This window comes from Stenotrophomonas sp. 05N37 (assembly GCF_056397365.1).
On sequence record NZ_JBFTNG010000008.1, the window covers coordinates 174671 to 198958 of the forward strand.

At 68.0% G+C, this 24288-nt stretch carries 19 protein-coding genes; 14 read left to right on the top strand and 5 right to left on the bottom strand.

Features of this window, described 5'->3' with window-relative positions:
• The gene (gene smeE, locus AC1DGC_RS18280) at positions 1-3189 is read left to right on the top strand and encodes a multidrug efflux RND transporter permease subunit SmeE (protein WP_478048525.1); all 3189 of its coding nucleotides are present in this window, start codon (positions 1-3) and stop codon (positions 3187-3189) included.
• Entirely contained in the window at positions 3182-4573 is a 1392-nt protein-coding gene (locus tag AC1DGC_RS18285) for an efflux transporter outer membrane subunit (protein WP_478048526.1), read from the top strand. Before smeE ends, AC1DGC_RS18285 begins: the two co-directional genes overlap by 8 nt.
• A gap of 389 nt (positions 4574-4962) precedes the next feature.
• Here the strand turns inward: AC1DGC_RS18285 and AC1DGC_RS18290 are convergent, their stop codons facing one another.
• The 4 genes from AC1DGC_RS18290 to AC1DGC_RS18305 all read right to left on the bottom strand — a co-directional run bounded on the left by AC1DGC_RS18290 (position 4963) and on the right by AC1DGC_RS18305 (position 6874).
• Complete coding sequence (locus AC1DGC_RS18290) at positions 4963-5412, bottom strand: low affinity iron permease family protein (protein WP_259210261.1); 450 nt, start codon at positions 5410-5412, stop codon at positions 4963-4965.
• Between the two features lie 74 nt (positions 5413-5486).
• Complete coding sequence (locus tag AC1DGC_RS18295) at positions 5487-5828, bottom strand: hypothetical protein (protein WP_259210260.1); 342 nt, start codon at positions 5826-5828, stop codon at positions 5487-5489.
• Positions 5829-5890: 62 nt separating this feature from the next.
• Positions 5891-6178 carry a hypothetical protein gene (locus AC1DGC_RS18300; protein ID WP_478048527.1) on the bottom strand — a complete coding sequence of 96 codons (288 nt, stop codon included), beginning with the start codon at positions 6176-6178 and terminating at the stop codon, positions 5891-5893.
• Positions 6179-6421: 243 nt separating this feature from the next.
• Positions 6422-6874 carry a nucleoside deaminase gene (locus AC1DGC_RS18305; RefSeq protein WP_259210258.1) on the bottom strand — a complete coding sequence of 151 codons (453 nt, stop codon included), beginning with the start codon at positions 6872-6874 and terminating at the stop codon, positions 6422-6424.
• Positions 6875-7009: 135 nt separating this feature from the next.
• Between AC1DGC_RS18305 and ubiE the strand changes: the two genes are divergently transcribed.
• The 4 genes from ubiE to AC1DGC_RS18325 all read left to right on the top strand — a co-directional run bounded on the left by ubiE (position 7010) and on the right by AC1DGC_RS18325 (position 11640).
• On the top strand, positions 7010-7771 hold the full coding sequence (gene ubiE, locus AC1DGC_RS18310; protein WP_259210257.1) for a bifunctional demethylmenaquinone methyltransferase/2-methoxy-6-polyprenyl-1,4-benzoquinol methylase UbiE: 762 nt from the start codon (positions 7010-7012) through the stop codon (positions 7769-7771).
• A gap of 161 nt (positions 7772-7932) precedes the next feature.
• The gene (locus AC1DGC_RS18315; protein WP_478048533.1) at positions 7933-9861 is read left to right on the top strand and encodes a M1 family metallopeptidase; all 1929 of its coding nucleotides are present in this window, start codon (positions 7933-7935) and stop codon (positions 9859-9861) included.
• A 412-nt stretch (positions 9862-10273) separates the two neighbouring features.
• Entirely contained in the window at positions 10274-11005 is a 732-nt protein-coding gene (locus AC1DGC_RS18320) for a hypothetical protein (RefSeq protein WP_394164917.1), read from the top strand.
• Entirely contained in the window at positions 11002-11640 is a 639-nt protein-coding gene (locus tag AC1DGC_RS18325; protein WP_449336385.1) for an HAD family hydrolase, read from the top strand. Before AC1DGC_RS18320 ends, AC1DGC_RS18325 begins: the two co-directional genes overlap by 4 nt.
• A gap of 293 nt (positions 11641-11933) precedes the next feature.
• Here AC1DGC_RS18325 and AC1DGC_RS18330 read toward each other — a convergent pair whose 3' ends face one another.
• On the bottom strand, positions 11934-12872 hold the full coding sequence (locus AC1DGC_RS18330; protein ID WP_259210255.1) for a carbohydrate kinase family protein: 939 nt from the start codon (positions 12870-12872) through the stop codon (positions 11934-11936).
• A gap of 284 nt (positions 12873-13156) precedes the next feature.
• On the opposite strand from AC1DGC_RS18330, the gene AC1DGC_RS18335 reads away from it, so the two are divergent.
• The 8 genes from AC1DGC_RS18335 to AC1DGC_RS18370 all read left to right on the top strand — a co-directional run bounded on the left by AC1DGC_RS18335 (position 13157) and on the right by AC1DGC_RS18370 (position 23862).
• The gene (locus AC1DGC_RS18335; RefSeq protein WP_038686189.1) at positions 13157-14203 is read left to right on the top strand and encodes a rod shape-determining protein; all 1047 of its coding nucleotides are present in this window, start codon (positions 13157-13159) and stop codon (positions 14201-14203) included.
• 129 nt (positions 14204-14332) lie between these two features.
• Positions 14333-15487 carry a rod shape-determining protein MreC gene (gene mreC, locus AC1DGC_RS18340; RefSeq protein WP_449336384.1) on the top strand — a complete coding sequence of 385 codons (1155 nt, stop codon included), beginning with the start codon at positions 14333-14335 and terminating at the stop codon, positions 15485-15487.
• Entirely contained in the window at positions 15484-15969 is a 486-nt protein-coding gene (gene mreD / locus AC1DGC_RS18345) for a rod shape-determining protein MreD (RefSeq protein WP_259210253.1), read from the top strand. Before mreC ends, mreD begins: the two co-directional genes overlap by 4 nt.
• 1 nt (position 15970) lies before the next feature.
• Entirely contained in the window at positions 15971-18049 is a 2079-nt protein-coding gene (mrdA, locus tag AC1DGC_RS18350; RefSeq protein ID WP_478048528.1) for a penicillin-binding protein 2, read from the top strand.
• On the top strand, positions 18046-19158 hold the full coding sequence (rodA, locus tag AC1DGC_RS18355; protein WP_259210249.1) for a rod shape-determining protein RodA: 1113 nt from the start codon (positions 18046-18048) through the stop codon (positions 19156-19158). Before mrdA ends, rodA begins: the two co-directional genes overlap by 4 nt.
• Before the next feature lie 1024 nt (positions 19159-20182).
• Entirely contained in the window at positions 20183-21328 is a 1146-nt protein-coding gene (mltB, locus tag AC1DGC_RS18360; RefSeq protein ID WP_449336382.1) for a lytic murein transglycosylase B, read from the top strand.
• Positions 21325-22572: a septal ring lytic transglycosylase RlpA family protein gene (locus AC1DGC_RS18365; RefSeq protein WP_478048529.1), complete on the top strand. Its 1248-nt coding sequence runs from the start codon at positions 21325-21327 to the stop codon at positions 22570-22572. Before mltB ends, AC1DGC_RS18365 begins: the two co-directional genes overlap by 4 nt.
• Before the next feature lie 75 nt (positions 22573-22647).
• Entirely contained in the window at positions 22648-23862 is a 1215-nt protein-coding gene (locus tag AC1DGC_RS18370; protein WP_259210243.1) for a D-alanyl-D-alanine carboxypeptidase family protein, read from the top strand.
• The last annotated feature ends 426 nt before the right edge of the window (positions 23863-24288 follow it).

Below are 24288 nucleotides of genomic sequence, written 5' to 3' on the forward strand. Positions count from 1 at the left end.
ATGGCTCGTTACTTTATTGATCGCCCCATCTTCGCGTGGGTGATCGCCATCATCATCATGCTGGCCGGCGCGCTGGCGGTGGTGAAGCTGCCGGTCTCGATGTACCCCGAAGTCGCCCCGCCCGCGGTCGAGATCAGCGCCACCTACCCGGGCGCCTCGGCCAAGGTGGTCGAAGACTCGGTGACCCAGATCATCGAGCAGAACATGAAGGGCATCGATGGCCTGATCTACTTCTCCTCCAACAGCTCGGCCAATGGCCAGGCCACCATCACCCTCACCTTCGAGAGCGGGACCAACCCGGACATCGCCCAGGTGCAGGTGCAGAACAAGCTGCAGCTGGCCATGCCGCTGCTGCCGCAGGAAGTCCAGCGGCAGGGCATCAACGTGGCCAAGTCGAGCAGCGGCTTCCTGCAGGTGATCGGCTTCGTCTCCAACGACGGCAGCATGGATGCCAACGACATCTCCGACTACGTCGGCTCCAATGTCGTCGATCCGCTCAGCCGCGTGCCGGGCGTGGGCAACATCCAGGTGTTTGGCGGCAAGTACGCCATGCGCATCTGGCTGGACCCCAACAAGCTGCACACCTACAAGCTGTCGGTGGATGAAGTGACCGCGGCGATCACCGCGCAGAACGCGCAGGTCGCCATCGGCCAGCTCGGCGGCGCGCCGTCGGTCAAGGGCCAGCAGCTCAACGCTACCATCAATGCCCAGGATCGCCTGCAGACCCCCGAACAGTTCCGCAACATCCTGGTCCGCGGCGGCACCGACGGCAGCGAGCTGCGCCTAGGCGACGTGGCCCGGGTCGAGCTCGGCGCGGAGAGCTACGACTTCGTCACCCGCTACAACGGCAAGCCGTCCACCGGTATCGCCATCACCCTGGCCACCGGCGCCAATGCGCTGGATACGGCCAATGGCGTGCGCGCCGCACTGGAGGACATGAAGGCCAACTTCCCGGCCGGGCTGGAGTCGGTGGTGCCCTACGACACCACCCCGTTCGTGCAGGTCTCGATCAAGGGCGTCATCAAGACCCTGATCGAAGCGATCGTGCTGGTGTTCGTGGTGATGTACCTGTTCCTGCAGAACTTCCGCGCCACCCTGATCCCCACGATCGCGGTGCCGGTGGTGCTGCTGGGGACGTTCGGCATCCTGGCCGCGCTGGGCTTCTCGATCAACATGCTGACCATGTTCGCCATGGTGCTGGCGATCGGGCTGCTGGTGGATGACGCCATCGTGGTGGTGGAGAACGTCGAGCGCATCATGTCCGAAGAGGGTCTGTCGCCGCTGGAAGCCACCCGCAAGTCGATGGGCCAGATCACCGGCGCACTGGTCGGCATCGGCCTGGTGCTGTCGGCGGTGTTCGTGCCGATGGCCTTCATGAGCGGCTCCACCGGCGTCATCTACCGGCAGTTCTCGGCGACGATCGTGTCGGCGATGGCATTGTCGGTGCTGGTCGCCATCGTGCTCACCCCGGCGCTGTGCGCCACCATGCTCAAGCCGCTCAAAAAGGGCGAGCACCACGTGGCGCACAAGGGCCTGCTGGGTCGCTTCTTCAACGGCTTCAACCGCGGCTTCGACCGCTCCAGCGACACCTACCAGCGGGGCGTCAAGGGCATCCTCGCGCGGCCGTGGCGGTTCATGTCGATCTTCGCCGCGCTCGTGCTGATCATGGGCGTGATGTTCATGCGCCTGCCCAGCTCGTTCCTGCCCAATGAAGACCAGGGCATCCTGATGGCGCTGGTGCAGACGCCGGTCGGCGCCACCCAGGAGCGCACCCTGGAGGCGATGTACAAGCTGGAAGAGCACTTCCTGAAGAACGAGACCGAGGCGGTCGAATCGGTGTTCTCGGTGCAGGGCTTCAGCTTCGCCGGCATGGGCCAGAACGCGGGCATGTCCTTCATCAAGCTCAAGGACTGGAAGGAGCGCAGTGCCGACCAGGGCGTGGGCCCGATCACCGGGCGTGCGATGGGCGCGCTGGGGCAGATCAAGGACGCCTTCATCTTCGCCTTCCCGCCGCCGGCGATGCCGGAACTGGGCATCGGCTCGGGCTACACCTTCTTCCTGAAGGACAACAGCGGCCAGGGCCACGAGGCCCTGCTCAACGCGCGCAACCAGCTGCTCGGCGGCGCCGGGCAGAGCAAGCTGCTGGCCAACGTGCGGCCCAACGGCCAGGAAGACACGCCGCAGCTGCGCATCGACGTGGACGTGGAAAAGGCCAATGCCCTGGGGCTGTCGGTCGCCTCGGTCAACCAGACCCTGGCCGCGGCGTGGGGCAGCAGCTACATCGACGACTTCATCGACCGTGGCCGGGTCAAGCGCGTGTATGTGCAGTCCGATGCGGATTTCCGCATGAATCCGGACGACTTCAACCTGTGGTCGGTCAAGAACACGCAGGGCGAAATGGTGCCGTTCAGTGCCTTCGCCAGCAAGCGCTGGGACTATGGTTCACCGCGCCTGGAGCGCTACAACGGCGTGTCGGCGATGGAGATCCAGGGTGAGCCCGCGCCGGGCGTGGCCTCGGGCGATGCCATGGCCGAGATCGAGCGCATCGCCAAGGACCTGCCGCCGGGCTTCGAGATCGAATGGACCGCGTTGTCCTACCAGGAACGCCAGGCCGGTTCGCAGACCCCGCTGCTGTACACGCTGTCGCTGCTGATCGTGTTCCTGTGCCTGGCGGCGCTGTATGAGAGCTGGAGCGTGCCGACCTCGGTGCTGCTGGTGGCGCCGTTGGGCATCCTCGGTGCGGTGCTGGCCAACAGCATGCGTGGCATGGAACGGGACATCTACTTCCAGGTTGCGATGCTCACCACGGTGGGCCTGACCAGCAAGAACGCGATCCTGATCGTGGAGTTCGCCAAGGAAAACCTGGAGAAGGGTGCCGGCCTGATCGAGGCCACCATGCACGCGGTGCGCGACCGCCTGCGCCCGATCATCATGACCTCGCTGGCCTTCGGCCTCGGCGTGCTGCCGCTGGCGATCGCCTCCGGTGCCGGCTCCGGCGCGCAGCGCGCGATCGGTACGGGCGTGCTCGGCGGCATGGTGGTGGGCACCCTGCTGGGCGTGTTCTTCATCCCGCTGTTCTTCGTGGTGGTGCAGCGCGTGTTCAACCGTTCGCTGCGCAAGGGCGGCACCGGCACCGTGGCCGATACACGCAACAACGGCGACACGCCGGAGGGTGGTACCCATGAATAAGGCTTCCTGCCTGCTTGCCGCCGCGGTGGCGATCGCGCTGTCCAGCTGCGCCACGCTGGTGCCGGCCAGCACCGAGGTCGCCCCGGCGATCCCGGCGCAGTGGCCGGCGACCCGCGCCGACAGCGGCGCGGCCACCGTCGAGGTGGCCGACATCGGCTGGCGCGATTTCTTCAGCGACCCGCGCCTGCAGTCGCTGATCGACCAATCGCTGGCCAACAACCGCGACCTGCGCGTGGCCGTGCTGAATGTCGAGAAAGCGCGTGCGCAGTACCGCATCCAGCGTGCCGACCGGGTGCCGGCGATCGCTGCGCAGGGGCAGATGACCCGCAGTGGCGGCGACACCCCGGTGACCGAGCAGTTCAGCGCCAATCTCGGCGTGGTCGAGTTCGAGCTGGACTTGTTCGGGCGCGTGCGCAACCTCAGCCAGGCGGCCTTGCAGCAGTACTTCGCCCAGGCCGCCAACCGGCGCAGCGCGCAGCTGAGCCTGGTGGCCGAAGTGGCCAATGCGTGGCTGACATTGGGCGCGGACACCGAACAGCTGGCGATCACCCGGGCGACCCTGGCCACCTACGAGGACTCGCTGCGGCTGACCGAGGCCCGGCATCAGCTGGGCGATGCATCCTCGCTGGAACTCAGCCAGACCCGGACGCTGGTGGAAACCGCGCGTACCGACGTGGCCCGTTTCAGCGGGCAGGTCGCGCAGGACCGCAATGCGCTGGTGCTGCTGGCCGGTGGTCCGATCGACGATGGCCTGCTGCCCGGCGGCGAAATCAACCAGGTGGCCGCGGTGCGCGCGCTGCCGGGCAACGTACCGGGCGAGGTGCTGCTGCGGCGCCCCGACGTGATGGCGGCCGAACACACGCTGCTCTCGGCCAATGCCAACATCGGCGCGGCGCGGGCGGCGTTCTTCCCCTCGATCAGCCTCACCGGCAGCGTCGGTTCGGCCTCTTCGGCGCTGTCCGGCCTGTTCGATGGCGGCACGCGGGCGTGGAGTTTCATTCCCAAGCTCACCGTGCCGATCTTCCAGGGCGGCAAATTGCGCGCCAACCTCGGCGTGGCCACCGCAGACCGCGACATCGCGCTGGCGCAGTACGAAAAGGCGATCCAGTCCGGCTTCCGCGAGGCCGCCGATGCGCTGGCCCTCAACGACAGCCTGGATGCGCAGTTGGCCTCGCAGCAGGCGTTGGTGGCCGCGGCCGACCAGGCCCAGCGCCTGTCGCAGGCCCGCTACGATGCCGGCCTGGACAGCTTCCTCACCCTGCTCGACGCGCGGCGCACCGCCTACACCGCGCGGCAGTCGCTGGTCAGCACGCAGCTGGCGCAGCAGTCCAACCAGGTGGCGTTGTACAAAGTGCTGGGCGGCGGTTGGCACGAGCGCGGCTGAGCGAGGCGCGCAGCGCGGTAGAGCCGACCGTTGGTCGGCTGGCCATGCACCGCGGTAGAGCCGACCGTTGGTCGGCTGGCCATGCAGCGCGGTAGAGCCGACCGTTGGTCGGCTGGCCATGCACCGCGGTAGAGCCGACCGTTGGTCGGCTGGCCATGCAGCGCGGTAGAGCCGACCGCTGGTCGGCTGGCCATGCAGCGCGGTAGAGCCGACCGTTGGTCGCGGCTGGCCATGCAGCGCGGTAGAGCCGACCGTTGGTCGCGGCTGGCCATGCACCGCGGTAGAGCCGACCGTTGGTCGGCTGGCCATGCCGACGAGCGGACAGCAGCCGACTAACAGTCGGCTCTACCCGTCGGCTCCCCCGGTCATCGTCGTGACCATCAACGCGCTCATGAGCGCGGTTCATCCGCCCGGTCATGACGCGGATCGTCCTTGCGCCCGTCGCCATGGCAGCGGCGGGCGCGCTCCAGCGCATCGCCGGCTTCGCGTGCCATGCGCTCGTATTCGCTGCGGATCTCTTCCAGCCGCTCCTCGTCCAGTTCTTCCAAGTCGAGCAGTTCGTTGTTGGCCTCGGCGGTCGCCCGGATCAGTTCGTCCAGTTTGATCTGGACCGCGGCGGCGTCCGCGTTCTGGCTGTGCTGGATCAGGAACACCATCAGGAAGGTGATGATGGTGGTGCCGGTATTGATCACCAGCTGCCAGGTGTCGTTGAACTTGAAGATCGGGCCACTGACCGCCCACAGCAGCACGATCGACAGCGCGGCCAGGAACGTCCAGGGCGTACCGGCGGCGTAGGCCGCCTTCTTGGCGACCAGGTTGAACATACTGCGGAGTTTCATGCGGCACGGCAGGGTAGCGACGGTGCCACATCATTGGCGGCGCGCCGTGTACGCGCCGTGCAGTCTGCGCCGAGTCAGACGCGGGCGGCACCCAGGCGCGGGCGGGCGGCGACGTCGTGGCGGCTGCTCAGGTACACGTGCTCCCAGACCTCTTCGACGAAGGCGCGCGCCTGGTCTTCGCTGAGGCGCGGCATGATCTGCAGGGCGTACTGGGTCTGGAAGGATTCGTCGCGCTGCTCGTCGCTGGCGCGCGGCTGGGTGATCAGCGAATCGCAGGCGAACTTGATCCACGGCACGTAGTGGCCGAACGAGCCAGTGCCGCTGCCAAGGGTGCCGTCGGCGTGGCGCTGGCGCCAGTAGGCGACTTCCGCGTCAACGTCGATCACGGCGGGGATGGAAAGCTGGGCGGAAGACATGGTGGTGTCGATATGCAGGGAAGGGGTTGGATCAGAGTGCGTAAAGCGCAGTGCATGCAGCGTCATGGTGATGTCGAGTCGGCGTGGCCGCGGAGCCTGAAAAGTTCAGCCGGCGACTCGCCGAGCAGGTGCGCGTGCTCGACCGCACCGAGGCGCTCGGCGAACGTGGCCAGTTGGTTGCACACCGCCACGCGCTCGTGCGGGTGGGCCTCGGTCAGCGCCGCCTGGATGGCCTGGTAGGCGCTCCAGAAGGGGGCGCCGTTGTCGTGTTGGGCATGGAGCACCTGCAACTGTGTCCAGGCGTTGGATAACGCCGGATCCAGCGCGGTGCAGGCTATTCGGGCATTCATGACGTCTCCTCGACGTTGCTGCCCCCTGTGCACCCACCATAGGCCGTGGCTACCGCGCGATTGTTAGCGCAGCGTATGCAGCAGGTGCGCCAGCCGTGCGCGCAGCGCCCGCTCGGGTGCCTGATACGCTGCCAGCACAGCGTGTTCACCTGTCTGTATGGAACTGAAGCGTTCAGAACAGCGCGCGCTGCGACACGCGGTCGCAGCGCCTGGCAACGGCGCGATTGCGCGCCGCCACGCGCATTACTCGCCGATGTCTTCGTTCCAGACCTCGGGGTGGGCGCTGATGAAGCCGCCGAGCAGGTCTATGCAGGCCTGGCTCTGCATGTCGATCACCTTGACCCCGTTCTCGCGCAGCCACTCGATGCCGCCCTGGAAAGTGACCGATTCGCCCACCACCACGGTGCCGATGTTGAACTGGCGCACCAGCCCGCTGCAGTACCAGCACGGGGCCAGGGTGGTGACCATGATGGTGTCCTGGTAGCGACGCTGGCGCCCGGCCTTGCGGAACGCATCGGTCTCGCCGTGCACCGACGGATCGCCTTCCTGCACGCGGCGGTTGTGGCCGCAGCCGAGCAGGCGGCCGTCGGTGTGGTACAGCGCCGCGCCGATCGGGATGCCGCCCTCGGCCAGGCCCTGGCGGGCTTCGGCGATGGCGGTTTCAAGCAGGGCGGCGTAGTCGGGGGTGCTGATCATGGGCAATCCGTAGGCATCTGGACCGCCATGATAGTGGCCTGTCGCCGCCGCGGCAGCGGCCCGCGTGGCGGCCCTGCGGCACCGGGTCGCAGCGCGGAGGTGCCGCCGCGTGCCCAGCGGTGCGATAATCCGGCCATGAGCGAATCCCCCTACAAGACTGGCACCACCCATTTCGGCTTCCGCGATGTCGCCGCCAAGGACAAGCAGAAGCTGGTGGGCGAAGTGTTCACCTCGGTCGCGCGCAGCTACGACCTGATGAACGACCTGATGAGCCTGGGCATCCACCGGGCGTGGAAGCGCTACTACGTGGCCACCGCGCAGGTGAAGCCGGGCGACCGCGTGCTCGACCTGGCCGGTGGCACCGGCGATATCGCCGCGCTGATCAAGGAGCGCGTGGGCGAGGACGGCGAGGTGGTGCTGGGCGACATCAACGCCGGCATGCTCTCGGTCGGCCGCGACCGGCTGATGAACCGGGGCCTGGTCTCGGGCCTGGAGTACGTGCAGTGCAACGCCGAGGCGCTGCCGTTCCCGGACGCCAGCTTCGACCTGGTGACCATCGCCTTCGGCCTGCGCAACGTGACCGACAAGGACGCCGGCCTGCGCGAGATGTACCGCGTGCTCAAAGTGGGCGGCCAGGCCCGCGTGCTGGAGTTCTCCGAAGTCACCGCGGACTGGTTCAAGCCGATCTACGACTTCCACTCCTTCAAGATCCTGCCCAAGCTGGGCCAGTTGTTCGCCCGCGATGGCGACAGCTACCAGTACCTGGCCGAGAGCATCCGCAAGCACCCGCCGCAGGAACAGCTCAAGACGATGATGGGCGAGGCCGGCTTCGCGCGCTGCCATTACAAGAACCTGACCGGCGGCATCGTGTCGATCCACTCCGGCTACAAGATCTGACCCCACGCGCTGCGTTCTGCAGGCGCGCGCCAGGGGTGCGCGCCTCCTGCGCCGCGCCGGCGGACCGATCAGGCTGAATGCGCAGGCGGGACGGCACCGCTGCCCGGGCGGTGCGGCCAGGGGGTAAACTGGTCGTTTCACCCTGATCGGTCCCGATGTCCATGCGATCTCCGTTCCTGTTGATTCCCCTGGCCGTGGCGCTGGCCGCCGGCTGCTCCAAAGAACCGGCCGCCCCGACGGCCGCGCCCACCGCCACCGCACCGGCGAGCACTGCCATGAAAGCCGACAGCCGCAGCCATGATGAAAGCTCCTATGCCGAGCCGGACAAGGTGGTGGTCAAGGACCTGGCGCTGGACCTGAAGCTGGACTTCGACGCCAAGCAGATCGGCGGCACCGCGACCTACACCCTGGAGTGGAAGGACAAGGCGGCCAAACAGCTGGTGCTGGATACCCGCGAACTCACGGTGGAGAAGGTCGAGGCGATCGGCGCGGACGGCAAGGCCGCCCCGCTCCAGTTCGCGTTGGCCCCGGCCGACAAGGTGTTCGGCAGCAAGCTGAGCATCGACGCACCGGAACAGCCGGGCAAGGTCGTGATCACCTACCACACCGCCCCGACCGCCTCGGGCCTGCAGTGGCTGGAGCCGTCGATGACCGAGGGCAAGAAGCTGCCCTTCATGTTCAGCCAGTCCCAGGCCATCCACGCGCGTTCGTGGGTGCCGCTGCAGGACACCCCGAGCGTGCGCTTCACCTACAGCGCGCACGTGGTCTCGCGCCCGGACGTGATGGTGCTGATGAGCGCCGACAACGATCCCAAGGCCGCGCGTGACGGTGACTACACCTTCAAGATGCCGCAGCCGATCCCGTCCTACCTGCTGGCCATCGCCGCCGGCGACCTGGTGTTCGAGCCGATCTCCGGCCGCTCCGGCGTGTGGGCCGAACCGACCATGGTCGGCAAGGCCGCCAAGGAGTTCGAAGACACCGAGAAGATGATCGGCGCGGCCGAGAAGCTGTACGGCGAGTACCGCTGGGGCCGCTACGACATGCTGGTGCTGCCGCCGTCGTTCCCGTTCGGCGGCATGGAAAACCCGCGCCTGACCTTCGCCACCCCGACCGTGATCGTGGGCGACAAGTCGCTGGTCTCGCTGGTCGCCCATGAACTGGCGCACAGCTGGTCGGGCAACCTGGTGACCAATGCCAGCTGGAAGGACATCTGGCTCAACGAAGGGTTCACCACCTACGTGCAGGGCCGCATCACCGAAGCGCTGTACGGCCAGGAAATGGCCGAGATGGAGCGCGAAATCGACCAGAACGACCTGCTGGCCGAGGTCAAGGACATGAGCCCGGCCGACCAGGCGCTGGCCCTGCCGCCGCTGACCGAGCGTGACCCCGACGATGCGCTGAGCCAGGTGGCCTACGTCAAGGGCGCGTGGTTCCTGCAGTTCCTGGAGCAGCGTTTTGGCCGCGAGACCTTTGATCCGTTCCTGCGCGGCTGGTTCGATGACCATGCCTTCCAGAGCGCGAACACCGACCAGTTCGTCGTGTACCTGAAGAAGAACCTGCTGTCCAAGAAGCCTGGCGCGGTCACCGATGCCGAGCTGAAGGCGTGGCTGGACGAGCCGGGCATCCCGGCGTTCGCCACCAAGGCACGCTCGCGCAACTTCTCCATCGTCGACACCGCGCGCATCGCCTGGCAGGGCAGCGACACGCTGCCGAACGTGCAGATCAGCAGCGAGTGGGGCACCCAGGAGTGGGTCCACTTCATCGACGGCCTGGGCAAGACCCTGCCGGTGGAGAAGCTGGCGGCGCTGGACAAGGCCTACCACTTCACCGGCACCGCCAACGGCGAAATCGCGATGCGCTGGTATCCGCTGGCGATCCGCAGCGGTTACACGGCGGCCAATGAACCGGCCGCGGCGTTCATCGAGCGCGTCGGCCGCCGCAAGCTGATCCTGCCGATCTACGCCGAACTGGTGAAGACCCCGGAAGGCCTGGCGTTCGCCAAGGCCGCCTTCGACAAGGCCAAGCCGGGCTACCACCCGATCACCACCGCGTCGGTGCAGGACATGCTGGACAAGGCAAGCGCCAAATAATGCCCGTCGCTGGCCGGCATGGCCGGTCAGTGGCTACGGTGCGAGGCAATGCCTGAAAACGGCGGGGAAACCCGCCGTTTTTTTGTGTCCATGCGGTGCCGCTGCCGAGCATGGCTCGGCACTACCGGGCCGGTACCGTGCGAGACGCGCGCGATGCCGGTCGGGCATGCGCCGCGCACCGATGGCATGCCCGGCTGCGCCTCGGGACATCAAGCAATTGGGTAGAGCCGGGCCATGCCCGGCTGCTCGTCGGGACACCATGCAAGTGGGTAGAGCCGGCCCATGCCCGGCTACGCGTCGGGACACAATGCAATTGGGTAGAGCCGGGCCATGCCCGGCTGCTCTTCGCCGCCTCAGACGATACAGTAGTTGGGTGACGCCATCGGGCGCCTTGCCAATCACGGAGTACGCAATGAAACGACTGATCCTGGCCGCCGCCTGCGCGTTCGCGCTGGCCGCCTGCAGCAACCCCGAGGAAGCGCGCAAGGCGCAGGAAGCCGCCGCTGCGGCCGCCAGGGCGCAGCAGGAAGAAAAGGCCGAGGGCGTGGCCAAGCAGTACGACATGGCCGTGGCGTCGCAGGACTGGGAGCGTGCGCGCATCCACGGCGGCGCCCTGCTTGACCAGTACAAGGACACCGACGCGGCCGCCCGCATCGAACCGGGCTTCGCCGAGGTCCAGGCCAAGGGCGACGCGGCGCGCGACCTGCGCCGCATGCAGGGGCTGTGGCAGTACAACCAGATCCCGGTGGGCAGCAAGGGCAGCCAGGTCTCGGCGCAAATCTACAGCAAGGAACGCGTGGACGTGGATGGCAGCGGCGCCAAGCCGGTGCAGCTGGTGTTCCGCGACCACCCCGAGTGGAAGCGGCATGCCTACCTGGTGCTGCAGGCCGGCGACTTCCGCTGCCCGCAGTGCAAGGTGCAGGTGAGCGTGGATGGCGGCAAGCCGATCGCGATGGCCGCGTGGCGGCCCAAAACCGACGAAGCCATCGCGATGTTCATCACCGACCAGAAGGCGCTGTGGACGCTGGCGCGCAAGGCCAAGGTGATCAGCATCGAATTCCCGGTCAAAGCCGGTGGCACGCGTACCGCGGTGTTCGAGACCGGTGGCGTGGATACCCACCGCATGCCGACGTGGTGGCAATGACCGGCACCGCGCTGGCGTCGCCGGCACCGCCGTTGTCGGCGATGCGTCACTGGGTGTTCGACATGGACGGCACGCTGACCGTCGCGGTGCACGATTTCGAGCAGATCAAGCGCGCGCTGGCGATTCCGTCGGGGGAGGACATCCTCGCCCATCTGGCCGCGCTGCCGGCCGACGAGGCCGACGCCAAGCACGCGTGGCTGCTTGCCCATGAGCGCGAGCTCGCCGAGGGCGCACGCGCAGCCCCTGGCGCGGTGGCGCTGGTGCGCGCGCTGCACAGTGCCGGCTGCCGGCTGGGCATCCTCACCCGCAACGCGCGCGAACTGGCGCAGGTGACGCTGCAGGCCATCGGGTTGGCTGACGCGTTCGGCGCCGATGACATCGTCGGCCGCGACGAGGCCACGCCCAAGCCGTCGCCGGCCGGGCTGCAGTACTTCGTGGGGCGCTGGCAGGCGGACCCACAGCAGCTCGTGATGGTCGGCGACCACCGTTTCGACCTGGAATGCGGCCGCGCCGCCGGCACCCGCACGCTGCTCGTCAACGCCCCGGACAACCCGTGGCCGGGCCTGGCGTGCTGGCATCGCGCCGATTGCGGCGCCGTGCTGGCGGAGTGGGCAGGGAAGGGCCCTGCGGCCTGATCGCGGCCCCGGTGGGGCAGGCGCTATGCCGGCTCGGCGACGCCGCCAGGATCGGAATGCCGATCGTCCGCCGTCATCCGTGATCGAGGTGACGGAAGCGATGATCTGCAACGCCTACCGCCGGGGACGGCGAACGATTCACGGTGCCGCGGCGACGGACCTGCAAGCCGCCGGGCATGGCCCGGCGCTGCGCTGAAACGTCCCCGATCCACCGTCTGGGTGAAGAGCCCCCTTGGTGTCCAAGGGGGCGCGCCAACGGCGCGGGGTCCAGCCGGAATGCGCGGGCAGTGCGGTTACGCCGTCAGGGCGTAACCGAACTGCTGCTTGAACTGCTCGTTGAACTCATCGAAGGTGAACCGCTGGTTCTGCGTGCCCGGGTGCTCGACCTTCAGCGCGCCCATCAGGTTGCCCATGCGGCCGATGGTCAGCCAGTCGTAGCCCTTCTCGATGCCGTAGATCAGCCCGGCGCGGAACGCATCGCCGCAGCCGGTCGGGTCGACCACGCGGCGTTCGTGCGCCGGCGGGATGTCGTAGGTCTTTTCCGGGGTATGGATGACCGCGCCCTTCGGGCCGCGGGTGGTGATGTAGGCCTTGACCCGGCTCACGATCGCCTTTTCGTCCCAGCCGGTGCGCTCCTGCAGCAGGTTGGACTCGTAGTCGTTGACCACCACGTAGTCGGCCTGCTCGATGAAGGTGCGCAGTTCCGGGCCGTTGAACAGCGGCATGGCCTGGCCCGGGTCGAAGATGAACGGCACGCCCGCGTCGAAGAACTCCTGCGAGTTCTGGATCATGCCCTCGCGCCCGTCCGGGCCGACCAGGCCCAGGGTCACGCCCGGCACGTCCTTCACGTGGTTTTCGTAGGACCGCATCATCGCGCCCGGGTGGAAGGCGGTGATCTGGTTGTTGTCGTGGTCGGTGGTGATGAACGCCTGCGGGGTGAACAGCTCGTCGATCACCTTGACCCGGGTCAGGTCGATGCCCAGGCCCTGGAAGTACTCGCGGTAGGGCCCGAAGTCCGACCCCACCGTGCCCATCGGGATCGGATCGCCACCCAGCAGGTGCAGGTTGTAGGCGATGTTGCCTGCGCAACCCCCGAATTCACGACGCATCCGCGGCACCAGGAAGGACACGTTCAGGATGTGCACCTTGTCCGGCAGGATGTGATTCTTGAACTGGTCCGGGAACACCATGATGGTGTCGAAGGCAAGAGAACCACAGATCAAAGCGGACATCGATTAAGGCCTATGCGGAAAGGAGTTTGAGGCCCGCCGGGCGGGCAACGAAACGGCGCCGTGAGGCGCCCTGCGGCGCAAAGGTTAACGGGTGAGGCGGCTTTGGGCCAGAACCGGGGCCCTCGGGCGACATGAAAAATCGGCTGAATGGCCGTGAAGGCTTGCGTTGCACCAGATTTGTCCTTGCTCGCACACAGGGGGATTGCTAGGCTTGTCGCCCTCGAATTCTGCCCATTTTTTCGCCATCCCGCGTTGGGCGCGACACCCCCAGGATCAACTCCCAGATGTTCAAGAAACTGCGCGGCATGTTCTCCAATGACCTGTCCATCGACCTGGGCACGGCCAACACCCTCATCTATGTGCGCGGGCAGGGAATCGTGCTGAACGAGCCGTCCGTGGTGGCCGTGCGCCAGGATCGCGCCATCGGTGGTACCCGTTCCGTGGCTGCCGTCGGCGCCGAAGCCAAGCAGATGCTGGGCCGTACCCCGGGCCATATCACCACCATCCGCCCGATGAAGGACGGCGTCATCGCCGATTTCACCTACACCGAGGCGATGCTCAAGCACTTCATCAAGAAGGTGCACAAGTCGCGCTTCCTGCGCCCGAGCCCGCGCGTGCTGGTCTGCGTGCCGGCCGGCTCGACCCAGGTCGAGCGCCGCGCCATCAAGGAATCGGCCGAAGAGGCCGGTGCGCGTGACGTGTTCCTGATCGAAGAACCCATGGCCGCCGCGATCGGCGCCGGCATGCCGGTGACCGAGGCGCGTGGCTCGATGGTCATCGACATCGGCGGCGGCACCACCGAAGTGGCGGTGATCTCGCTGAACGGCATCGTCTACTCGGCCTCGGTGCGCATCGGCGGCGACCGCTTCGACGAGTCGATCACCAACTACGTGCGCCGCAACCACGGCATGCTGATCGGTGAAGCCACCGCCGAGCGCATCAAGGTGGAACTGGGCTGCGCCTACCCGCAGGCGGAAGTGATCGAGATGGAAATCTCCGGCCGCAACCTCGCCGAGGGCGTGCCGAAGATGATCAAGATCAACTCCAACGAGGTGCTGGAAGCCCTGCACGAGCCGCTCTCGGGCATCGTCAGCGCGGTCAAGCTGGCGCTGGAACAGACCCCGCCGGAACTGTGCGCCGACGTCGCCGAGCGCGGCATCGTGCTCACCGGCGGTGGCGCCCTGCTGCGCGACCTGGACCGCCTGATCTCCGAAGAAACCGGCCTGCACGTGCAGGTGGCCGACGACCCGCTGACCTGCGTGGCCCGCGGTGGCGGTCGTGCGCTGGAGCTGGTGGACATGCACGGCAACGAGTTCTTTGCGCCGGAGTAAGCGGCACCCGCCTTGCTCCATGGACACGCCCCTGCGGCGTGATGCCCGCTGCGTGCCTGGCACGCCGGGCATCGCAGCGCCGGGGCGTTGTCGCATCCCCCTCCTGTTTGCCTCCAGTCGAAGCCAGTCGTGCCGCCCTACGCCGGTCCTCCCGTAGCCTCCCGCCAGGGCGATGCCGCCAGTCCGCTGCGGCTGCTCGCCTACCTGGCCCTGGCCATCACCCTGATCGTGCTCGACGACCAGGCCGGCTGGCTGTCGCGCCTGCGCGCCCAGGCCAACGTACTGGTGCAGCCGGTGTGGGCGCTGGCCGGCTTGCCCGGCAAGCTCGGCACCCAGGTCAAGGACAACGCGGCCAGCCACGGCCAGCTGGTCGATGAAAACCGCGAGCTGCGCAACCAGTTGCTGATCGCCAATGCCCGCCTGACCCGCCTGCAGACCGCGGCGCTGGACAACGCGCAGCTGCGCGAGCTGCTCAACGTGGCCGAGCGCAGTGGCCTGGACGTCCAGCTGGCGCCGATCCTGGACATCGACCTGGACCCGGTCCGGCAGCGCCTGGTGCTGGCCGCCGGCAGCCGCGATGGCGTGCACATCGGCCAGGCGGTGATCGACTCGGGCGGGCTGATGGGGCAGGTGATCGCCACCACCGGCAGCAACGCCACCGTACTGCTGCTCACCGACCCCGACCACGCAGTGCCGGTCACGGTGGCACGCAACGGCGTGCGGCTGATCGTCTATGGCCGTGGCGACACCCTGGAGCTGCGCGACATCCCGCTCAGCGCCGGCGTGGAGGTGGGCGATGAGATCGTCACCTCCGGCCTGGGCGGGCGGTTCCCGGCCGGCTTCCCGGTCGGCAAGATCACCGCGCTGCGCCCCGACGACAGCCACGCCTTCCTGGTCGGCGAACTGAAACCAGCCGCGCAGCTGGACCGTGGCCGCGACGTGCTCCTGCTGCGCCCCGGCGCGGCGATCCGGATTCCGCCCAACCTGCGTCTGCAGGATGAGGCCGGTGGGCCGGCAGCGCCGTTGCCTGCGGCGCACGAACCGCCTCAGCCCGATCCGTCTGCGGCGAATCCGGCTGCCGGCGGGGCATCCCCCGCCAACCCGACGCCTTCTGCGCGCCCGCTGGAGCCGACCGCACCTGCGGCGCAACCGGCCCGCGCATCCTCCGTAGACCCCGCGTCGCCGGCGCGCCCCCTTCAACAACACGGGGGCTCTGCCGCAGCCACCTCTCCGGTCGTGCCGAGCCACGCTCGGCCGGCCGAATCCGTGGAGAACCGCGAATGAGCCGCCTGCGCGACAAACCGTGGGTGCTGCCGGTCAGCGTGGTGCTGGCGCTGCTGCTGGGGTTGCTGCCGCTGCCGGCGCTGCTGCAGCCGCTGCGCCCGTACTGGCTGGCGCTGGTGCTGGCCTATTGGGTGATCGAAGCGCCGGACCGGGTCGGGCTGGGCATCGCCTTCGCCAGCGGCGTGGTGGCCGACCTGTTGTATGGCGGGGTGCTCGGCGAACAGGCGCTGCGCCTGGTCATGCTGACCTTCATCCTGCAGCGCTTCCGCGCGCGCATCCGTTTCTTCCCGATGTCCCAGCAGATGCTGGCCATCGGCGGGTTGCTGTTCAACGACCGCATCGTCAGTGCGGTGGTGCATATCGTGGTCGGCGAGCCGACCCTGCCGTGGTCGTACTGGTGGGCGCCGCTGCTGGGCATGGCCCTGTGGCCGCTGTTGTTCGTGCTGCTCGACGCCGTCCGCTTCGGGCGTCGCGGGCGCTGACATGTACATGCGCCGCCAGGCCAAGAACCCCCACGCCGAAGCCGAGCAGTTCCGGCGCCGTGCCGCGCTGGGCTTCCTGGGCGTGCTGGTCTGCCTGCTTGGCCTGGGCGGCTGGTACTTCAAGCTGCAGGTGCTCGACCACGACATCTACGCCACCCGCTCCGAAGCCAACCGCATCAAGCCGCGGCCGGTGGTGCCCGGGCGCGGGATGATCTACGACCGCAACGGGCGGCTGCTGGCCGAGAACGTGCCTGCGTTCCGGTTGGACATCACCCCCGACAAGGTCAAGGACATGGATGCCACCCTGGCCGGGCTGGCCAGGATCCTCGACCTCAGCCCGGAGGACATCGAGACCTTCAACAAGTCGCGCAAGGCCCGCCGCAAGTTCCTGCCGGTCACGCTCAAGCTGCGCGTCAGCGATGAGGAAATGGCCCGCTTCGCGGTCGACCGCTGGCGCTATCCAGGCGTGGAGCTGGAGCCGTACCTGACCCGTCGCTATCCCTACGGCGACCTGTTCGCGCACATCATCGGCTACGTCGGCCGGGTGGATGACAAGGACCTGGAGATCCTCGGCGAGGGCAACGCGGCGCTGACCCATATCGGCAAGTCCGGGCTGGAGCGCTTCTACGAGCAGCAGCTGCGCGGCAAAGTGGGCTACGAGCAGGTCGAGACCAACGTACAGGGCCGCGCGATCCGCACCATCGGCCGGGTCGCGGCGCAGTCCGGCAGCGACCTGCGGCTGTCCATCGACGCAGACCTGCAGCGGGCGATGGTGGCCGCGTTCGGCGAGTTCGAGGGCGCGGCGGTGGCGATGGACCCCCGCACCGGCGAGATCCTGGCCATGGTCAGCCTGCCGTCCTACGACCCGAACCTGTTCGTGAACGGCATCTCGCACGCCGATTTCCAGGCGCTCAACAGCAACCCCTCGCGCCCGCAGTTCAACCGGCTGGTGCTGGGCGGGGTGGCGCCGGGCTCGACCATCAAGCCGTTGATCGGCCTGGCCGGCCTGGACAGCGGCACCCGCAAGCCGGAAGACAAGATCCTCTCCACCGGCATGTTCTACCTGCCGGGCACTTCGCGCGGCTGGGGCGATGCCAACCGTGGCGGCCACGGCTGGACCGACCTGCGCAAGTCGATCACCCAGTCGGTGAACACGTACTACTACAAGCTGGCCCTGGACATGGGCATCGACCGCTTCGACCACTACATGGGCTATTACGGCTTCGGCGAGCCGACCGGGATCGACCTGACCGGCGAGATCGGCGGCATCCTGCCCTCGCCGCAGCACAAGTACAAGACCCGCAAGGAGCGCTGGTACCCGGGCGACACGGTCAACGTGAGCATCGGCCAGGGCGACTGGAAGGTCACCCCGTTGCAGCTGGTGCATGGCGTCTCGGGGATCGGCAACGGCCAGTTGCGCACGCCGCACCTGGTGATGCAGCAGCGCGCCGGTTTCGATGCCGACTGGACCGCGATGCCGGTCGGCGACAGCAAGCCGGTCAGCCCCAGCGCCAGCAACCTGCAGGCCGTGCGCGAGGGCATGATGGGCACGATGCGGCCGGGCGGCAGTGGCGCGCGCGCCGCCGCCGGCGCGCCGTACACCATTGCCGGCAAGACCGGTACGGCGCAGGTGATCAGCCGCCGCGGTACCGCCGCGGTGAACCCGAAGAGCCTGCCCATGCACCTGCGCCACCGTTCGCTGTTCGTCGGCTTCGCCCCCGCCGAGAACCCGGTGATCGCGGTGGCGATCGCGGTGGAAGGCGGTGGCTACGGCGGTTCGGCCGCCGCACCGATCGCGCGCAAGTTGTTCGATGCGTGGCTGCTGGGCAAGATGCCGGAGGGGCTGGAGCCGCTGGACAGCGAGCGCGGCACCACCGCGATCGGGATCACGGCCTTCGACGGCAGCGACAGCAACGCGCGCGCCGCCGGCGATGCGGCCGCCGCCGCGCTGGAGACGCTGCCGATCGTGGTCGGCGTGCCGCCTGCACCGGCCCCGGCCCCGGCACCGCTGCCGGGCGCGCCGTTGCCTGCCGCCGCCCCGGCGCCGACCGCGCCCGGCGCGCCGGAGCGTGCCCGATGAACGTGTTCCTGCGCTGGGCGACCGACATGGTCGTGCGCTTCAGCCGCTCGCTGGACTGGGTGCTGTGCCTGGCCTTGGGCGCGTTGATGCTGATCGGGCTGGCGGTGCTCAAGAGCGCCGGCGGCGATGGCCTGGTGTTCGCGCAGGGCGCGCGCTTCGTGGTCGGGCTGGGCGCGATGTGGGCGATTTCGCGCGCGTCGATCCTGCGCATCCGCTCGGCGACCCCGCTGATCTATGCGATCTCGATGATCCCGCTGCTGGCGGTGTTCGTGCTGGGCACCGGCAAGTACGGGCGGCAGTGGCTGGACCTGAAGCTGTTCTACCTGCAGCCGGCCGAGCTGCTCAAGGTGAGCCTGCCGATGATGGTGGCCTGGTACCTGCACCGCATGCCGCTGCCGCCGCGCTTCTCCACGGTGATGGTCAGCGCGGTGATCATCGGCGTGCCGACCGGGCTGGTGATGCTGCAGCCGGACTTCGGCACCGGTGTGCTGATCGCGGCCAGCGGCGCGTTCGTGCTGTTGCTGGCCGGCCTGCCGTGGTGGTGGGTGGGCGTGGCGGTCGGCGGCGTGGCGGCGGCGGCGCCGGTGGCGTGGTTCTGGCTGCTGCGGCCCTACCAGAAGGACCGCATCATGATGTTCCTGGATCCGGAGATGGATGCGCTGGGCGCCGGCTGGAACATCATCCAGTCCAAGATCGCGATCGGCTCGGGCGGGTTCGATGGCAAGGGCTGGGGCCAGGGTTCGCAGTCGCACCTGAACTTCATTCCCGAGCAGACCACCGACTTTGCGTTCTCGGTGCTCAGCGAGGAATTCGGCTGGATCGGCGTGGCGACCGTGCTGGCCTTGTACCTGGTGGTGATCGGGCGCTGCCTGTGGATCGCCTCGCAGTCGCGCGATTCGTATTCGCGGCTGCTGGCCGGCGCCACCGGCCTGGCGTTCTTTGTATACGTGCTGGTCAACGGCGGCATGATTTCCGGCCTGCTGCCGGTGGTGGGCGTGCCGATGCCGCTGATCAGCTACGGCGGCACCTCGGCGGTATCGTTGCTGGCCGGGTTCGGCCTGGTGATGGCCGCGCGCAAGCACCAGCCGGTGCACGGCGGCTACGGCTGAAGTCCCGTAGCGCCACGCCATGCGTGGGTGGGCGTCGGTTTGGCATCGCGTGGGCTTCGATCTGGCACCGCGTCCAGCCACCCATGGGGTGGCTCTACGAGATCGGCAACTCGTAGAGCCACGCCATGCGTGGCTGCTCTTCGATCTGGCACCGCGCGCTTCGATCAGGCACCGCGTCCAGCCACCCATGGGGTGGCTCTACGAGATCGGCAACCCGTAGAGCCACGCCATGCGTGGCTGCTCTTCGGCCCGGCACCGCGCGGGCTTCGATCCGGCACCGCGCGCTTAGATCGAGCACCGCGTCCAGCCACCCATGGGGTGGGTGGCTCTACGAGATGGTGGGCATCCCTCGCCGCCACCCATGGGTGGCTCTACGGGGCGACAGATTCGCGCATGAACAGGCTGATCGCGTCAGCTTTTGGCGGGTTTGGTGCAGGTGTCGTCAACAAAGTGACGGTAAAGTGGGATGCGGCGCACAAATATGACGTGAGTTGATTCGGATCAATGGACTTGTCGTAAACGGCCGGCACAATGGCGGCCCGCCAGCAGAGGTGTGTCGAGCCAAGCGACGCACATGGGGAGCTTGGCGGGGAGCAGTTGACCTGACGGGTATCAGGGGCGAGGCGCGCGCTGGGGAGTTGCGCGCCGCGCCGGTACCGACCTGGTCGGTTTTGGCCGGTTGCGTCCATGGGGATGGGGACGCAACCGGCGGAACCTCTTTCGCCCGCTGCTTCAGTGATCCAGACAATACACCGGGCCCCGCGCCCCGCATCCGTCGCTGCGCTTCCCGCATGCAGGTTCTCCACCCTTGGCACTATCAGCGTCCATCTACCTGGCCGTCGCTTCGACGCTGTCCATGGGCGTCGGTGCGTTCGGGCACGCCGACGCCATCCTCTACTGAATAGGGAATGTGACTGCGATCAATCTAGACGCGGTGTTAACGATTGTCCCTTTTCGCGGGCAATTCGTTGTGATTCATGGTGTTAGGGGTTTTAATTCATCCTTGACCTGCTAACCTGCCGCGATGATTCGACGCACTCTGGCCTGCATGCTCACGCTCGGTTTGGTCGCTTGCGCGACCCAGCCGCCCTCTCCATCCCCGACGCCGCAGGCCTCGGGTGCGCCCAACAAGCCGGTCAATGCGAGCAAGGGGCCGGCCGAGGCCGCGCCGGAAGCCGCCGCGGCCAACGCCACGCCGGTGGACCTGACCCCGGTGCCGTTCGCGGTGGCCCGCGCCAATTTCGTGCGCGACACCGCCCAACGCTACGGCATCCCCGCCGCGCAGATCGAGGCCACGCTGGCCCAGGCGCAGGTGCGCGATCCGATCATCGCGGCGATGTCGCGGCCGGCCGAGCGGGTCAAGCCGTGGAACGAATACCGGCCGATGTTCATCAGCCAGGCGCGGATCGATGGCGGCCGCAAGTTCCTCGCCGAGCACCGCGCCGAACTCGCCCGCGTGCAGCAGCGCACCGGCGTGCCGGCCGAGGTGATCGTGGCGATCATCGGCGTGGAGACCAGCTACGGCCGCAACGCCGGCAGCTACCGCGTGCTGGATGCGTTGTACACGCTGGCCTTCAACTACCCGCGCAGCGGCGACCCGGCCAAGCTCGAACGCGAAGTGCGCCGCGAGCTTTACTTCCGCGATGAACTGGCGCGCCTGTTCGCCCTGACCCGCGACGAGAAGCTCGACATCCTCGCGATCAAGGGCAGTTACGCCGGCGCGATGGGCATGGGCCAGTTCATGCCGTCCAGCTACCTGGATTTCGCGGTGGACGGCAACGGCGACGGCCGTCGCGACCTGTTCAACAGCTATGACGACGTGTTCTCCTCGATCGCCAATTACTTCGTCAAGAAGGGCGGTTGGGTGCGCGGCGGTCCGGTCGCCGTGCCGGCCACGCTGGCCGCCGGGCGCGAGGCGTTCGATCCCACCGAATGGGCGCCGACCTGGACCCTGTCCGATCTGGCCCAGCGCGGCTACCAGCCCAGCGTGGCGGTGCCCGCGGGCCTGACCGCCACCCCGATCACGCTCGAAGGCAGCACCGGCAAGCAGTACTGGCTGGGCTTCCAGAATTACTACGCGATCACCCGTTACAACCTTTCCAAGATGTACGCGATGGCCGTGTACCAGTTGTCCGAGGCCATCGCCGGTCAGGAGCTGCCGCCGGCATGAACGCACGCGCACGTTGCAGATGGCTGGTCCCCGGTCTGTTGATCCTGGCGCTCGCCGCCTGCAGCAGCGCGCCGAAGAAGCCGGCCAGCGCCGGCAGCGCCAAGCCCGGCAGCGGCACGGTGGTGCAGGGCAAGGGCGGGCGCCCGTCGCATTGCCCGGAAGGGTCGCCGTACAAGGCCGCCACCGAAGACCCCAGCACCCGCGGCGACTACCGTGCCGGTGGGCTGTACAAGCCGGGGGTCAACGACAGCACCCCCACCTATATCCCCAACGTGGCCTGCATCCCCGAGCCGGAGGTGGTGGATCTGCCGCGTTCACCGGTGGGCAACAAGTCGCCGTACGTGGTGCTGGGCAAGCAATACCAGGTGCTGGACAAGACCAGCGGCTATGCCGAGAAGGGCACCGCCTCCTATTACGGGGCCAAGTTCCATGGTCGCCTGACCTCCAACCGCGAGGTGTACGACATGTACGCCTTCACCGCGGCGCACAAGACCCTGCCGCTGCCGAGCTTTGCGCGGGTCACCAACCTGGACAACGGCGAGTCGGTGATCGTGCGCGTCAACGACCGTGGCCCGTTCCACGATGGCCGGGTGGTCGACCTCAGTTATGCCGCTGCGGTCCGCCTGGGCATCACCCAGCGCGGCACCGGCAACGTCGAAGTGCGCGCGCTGACCCCGGGCGAAGACAACCTGCTGGCCGACAAGCCCTCGCGTCGTGAGCGTCGTGAGCGTCGTGCCGCCGCAAGCGTGGCGGCCGCCGCGCCGACGCGCTCGCCCAGCGACATGGACAAGCTGGTCGGCCGGCTGCCGGCCACCACGGCCCCGGCCTACACGGGTGCCACGGTGGCCAGTGGCCGGCCGGCCGCGACCCAGGCCGCGCAGATCGACGATGCGCCGGTGACCGTCAGTGCGCTGCCGGCCGCGCCGCTGGTGGCTGCCGTCGTGCCGCCGCGCCCGGTAGCCCGCCCGACACCCGTGCCGGCAACCGCGCCGGCAAGCCTGTCCCAGCAGGTGGGCAGCGTGTTCCTGCAGGTGGCCAGCTTCGCCAGCCGCGACAACGCCACCCGTGCGCTCGGCCAGCTGTCGTCGGCCGGCATCGTCGGGGCCAGCATCAGTGACATCGTCAGCGGCGGCCGCACGCTGTGGCGCCTGCGCGTGCCGGCGGCCGACCACGCCAGTGCCTCGGAACTTGCCGGCCGCATCGCCGGTCTGGGCTTTGGCTCGCCGCAGATCGTGAAAGACTGACCGCCGTCGCATGGGCCTACAATGCCCATACCCAACCTCTCCACCCTTGGCGCCCTCCCTGGAGCTTGCTGTCCGATGAAATTCCGCTTTGCCGCTGCTGCCATGGCCACGACCCTGTTCGTGGGCATGGTCTCCGCCCAGACCCCGCAGCCGGCCCCGCAGCCGGTGCCCGCGCCTGCCGCCGCCCCGGCCACCGTCGCCACCCCGCCAGCGCCCAAGCCCAGCGTTTCCAAGGCGTGGGTCCTCATGGACTACGCCACCGGCCAGGTCCTGGCAGGCGAAAACGAGCATGAACAGCTGGCCCCGGCCAGCATCACCAAGGTGATGACCTCCTATGTGGTCGCCGCCGAGGTCAAGAACGGCAAGGTCCGTCCCGACGACCAGGTGATGATGAGCGAGCGCGCCTGGCGCGAAGGTGGCGCCGGTACCGATGGCAGCTACAGCGGCTTCCCGGTCAACCAGACCGCGCGCCTGGAAGACATGGAAAAGGGCATGGCGATCCAGTCCGGCAACGATGCCGCGATCGCCCTGGCCGAGCACGTGGCCGGCAGCGAAGAAGCCTTCGCCTCGCTGATGAACAGCTATGCCGCCAAGATCGGCATGAAGAACTCGCACTTCGTCAACGCGCACGGCCTGACCGCGCCGGGCCATCACAGCACCGCCTACGACCTGGCGCTGCTGGGCCGGGCGATGGTGCGCGACTACCCGGAAACCTACGCCTACAACAAGGTGAAGGAATTCACGGTGGGCAGCATCAAGCAGCCCAACCGCAACCTGCTGTTGTGGCGCGATGGCAGCGTGGACGGCATCAAGACCGGCCACACGTCCGAAGCCGGGTACTGCCTGATGAGTTCGGCGCAGCGCGGCGACCAGCGCCTGATCGCGGTGGTGCTGGGCGGCAGCTCGGAGAAGCAGCGTGCCGATGACAGCCTGGCGCTGCTCAACTGGGGCTTCCGCTTCTTCGAAACCCACCGCATGTATGAGCCGGGCAAGGCCGTGGCCGAGCACAAGGTGTGGAAGGGCAAGGCCGACACGGTGCAGCTGGGCGTGGCCCAGCCGCTGCTGGTGAGCGTGCCGCGCGGCCGCTACAACGACCTGAAGCCGACCATCGACGTGCCCAAGACGCTGGAGGCGCCGTTCACCGCGGGCCAGCAGATCGGCACGCTGAAGGTGACCCTGGACGGCAAGACCGTCGCCGAGGCGCCGCTGGTGGCGGTGGCCGCGGTGGAAGAGGCCGGCTTCTTCAAGCGTCTGTGGGACAGCTTCTGGATGTGGTGGGAATCGGAGTGATCCGGCACCACTGAATTGAAAAAAGACCGGCGAAAGCCGGTCTTTTTTTGGGTTCTTTCCCCCGATGGAGGGGCGTTTTTTTTCAGGGGCTGTTGCAGAGGGCGTACGGCTGTACGCGTGTGATCGGGTGGTCCGGGCGGCTTTGGGATCGGGGCACTTTTTCAGTGGGGCTTGTCGCCAGCGTCAGGGCCCCTCGCGGCCGGTAGACCCCTGGCGTAGTGTTCACCGGCCTGGCGACCTCCTTCCTTATTTTGCCCGGGAGCCCACCGGCCGCCACGGGGCTCGGCTTGCGGTAAGCAGGTGGAAGCGAGGCTTCTGGCTGTCGGTGGATCGGGCGCTGGGCGCCTATGCCCTTGGAGGCGAAATAAAGGAGGAGGGGGCGGCCGCAGGCCGACGCCGGGGGACATTCGCCGGAAAGGGCATAGG

Excerpts from the sequence above, each read along its gene's own strand:
- mrdA (WP_478048528.1), top strand. The coding sequence starts at position 15,971 with ATGTACATGCGCCGCCAGGCCAAGAACCCCCACGCCGAAGCCGAGCAG.
- mreD (WP_259210253.1), top strand. The coding sequence starts at position 15,484 with ATGAGCCGCCTGCGCGACAAACCGTGGGTGCTGCCGGTCAGCGTGGTG.
- AC1DGC_RS18320 (WP_394164917.1), top strand. The coding sequence starts at position 10,274 with ATGAAACGACTGATCCTGGCCGCCGCCTGCGCGTTCGCGCTGGCCGCC.
- mltB (WP_449336382.1), top strand. The coding sequence starts at position 20,183 with ATGATTCGACGCACTCTGGCCTGCATGCTCACGCTCGGTTTGGTCGCT.
- smeE (WP_478048525.1), top strand. The coding sequence starts at position 1 with ATGGCTCGTTACTTTATTGATCGCCCCATCTTCGCGTGGGTGATCGCC.
- AC1DGC_RS18305 (WP_259210258.1), bottom strand. The coding sequence starts at position 6,874 with ATGATCAGCACCCCCGACTACGCCGCCCTGCTTGAAACCGCCATCGCC.
- AC1DGC_RS18330 (WP_259210255.1), bottom strand. The coding sequence starts at position 12,872 with ATGTCCGCTTTGATCTGTGGTTCTCTTGCCTTCGACACCATCATGGTG.
- AC1DGC_RS18370 (WP_259210243.1), top strand. The coding sequence starts at position 22,648 with ATGAAATTCCGCTTTGCCGCTGCTGCCATGGCCACGACCCTGTTCGTG.
- ubiE (WP_259210257.1), top strand. The coding sequence starts at position 7,010 with ATGAGCGAATCCCCCTACAAGACTGGCACCACCCATTTCGGCTTCCGC.
- AC1DGC_RS18295 (WP_259210260.1), bottom strand. The coding sequence starts at position 5,828 with ATGTCTTCCGCCCAGCTTTCCATCCCCGCCGTGATCGACGTTGACGCG.
- AC1DGC_RS18290 (WP_259210261.1), bottom strand. The coding sequence starts at position 5,412 with ATGAAACTCCGCAGTATGTTCAACCTGGTCGCCAAGAAGGCGGCCTAC.
- AC1DGC_RS18315 (WP_478048533.1), top strand. The coding sequence starts at position 7,933 with ATGCGATCTCCGTTCCTGTTGATTCCCCTGGCCGTGGCGCTGGCCGCC.
- AC1DGC_RS18335 (WP_038686189.1), top strand. The coding sequence starts at position 13,157 with ATGTTCAAGAAACTGCGCGGCATGTTCTCCAATGACCTGTCCATCGAC.
- AC1DGC_RS18365 (WP_478048529.1), top strand. The coding sequence starts at position 21,325 with ATGAACGCACGCGCACGTTGCAGATGGCTGGTCCCCGGTCTGTTGATC.
- rodA (WP_259210249.1), top strand. The coding sequence starts at position 18,046 with ATGAACGTGTTCCTGCGCTGGGCGACCGACATGGTCGTGCGCTTCAGC.
- AC1DGC_RS18300 (WP_478048527.1), bottom strand. The coding sequence starts at position 6,178 with ATGAATGCCCGAATAGCCTGCACCGCGCTGGATCCGGCGTTATCCAAC.
- AC1DGC_RS18325 (WP_449336385.1), top strand. The coding sequence starts at position 11,002 with ATGACCGGCACCGCGCTGGCGTCGCCGGCACCGCCGTTGTCGGCGATG.
- AC1DGC_RS18285 (WP_478048526.1), top strand. The coding sequence starts at position 3,182 with ATGAATAAGGCTTCCTGCCTGCTTGCCGCCGCGGTGGCGATCGCGCTG.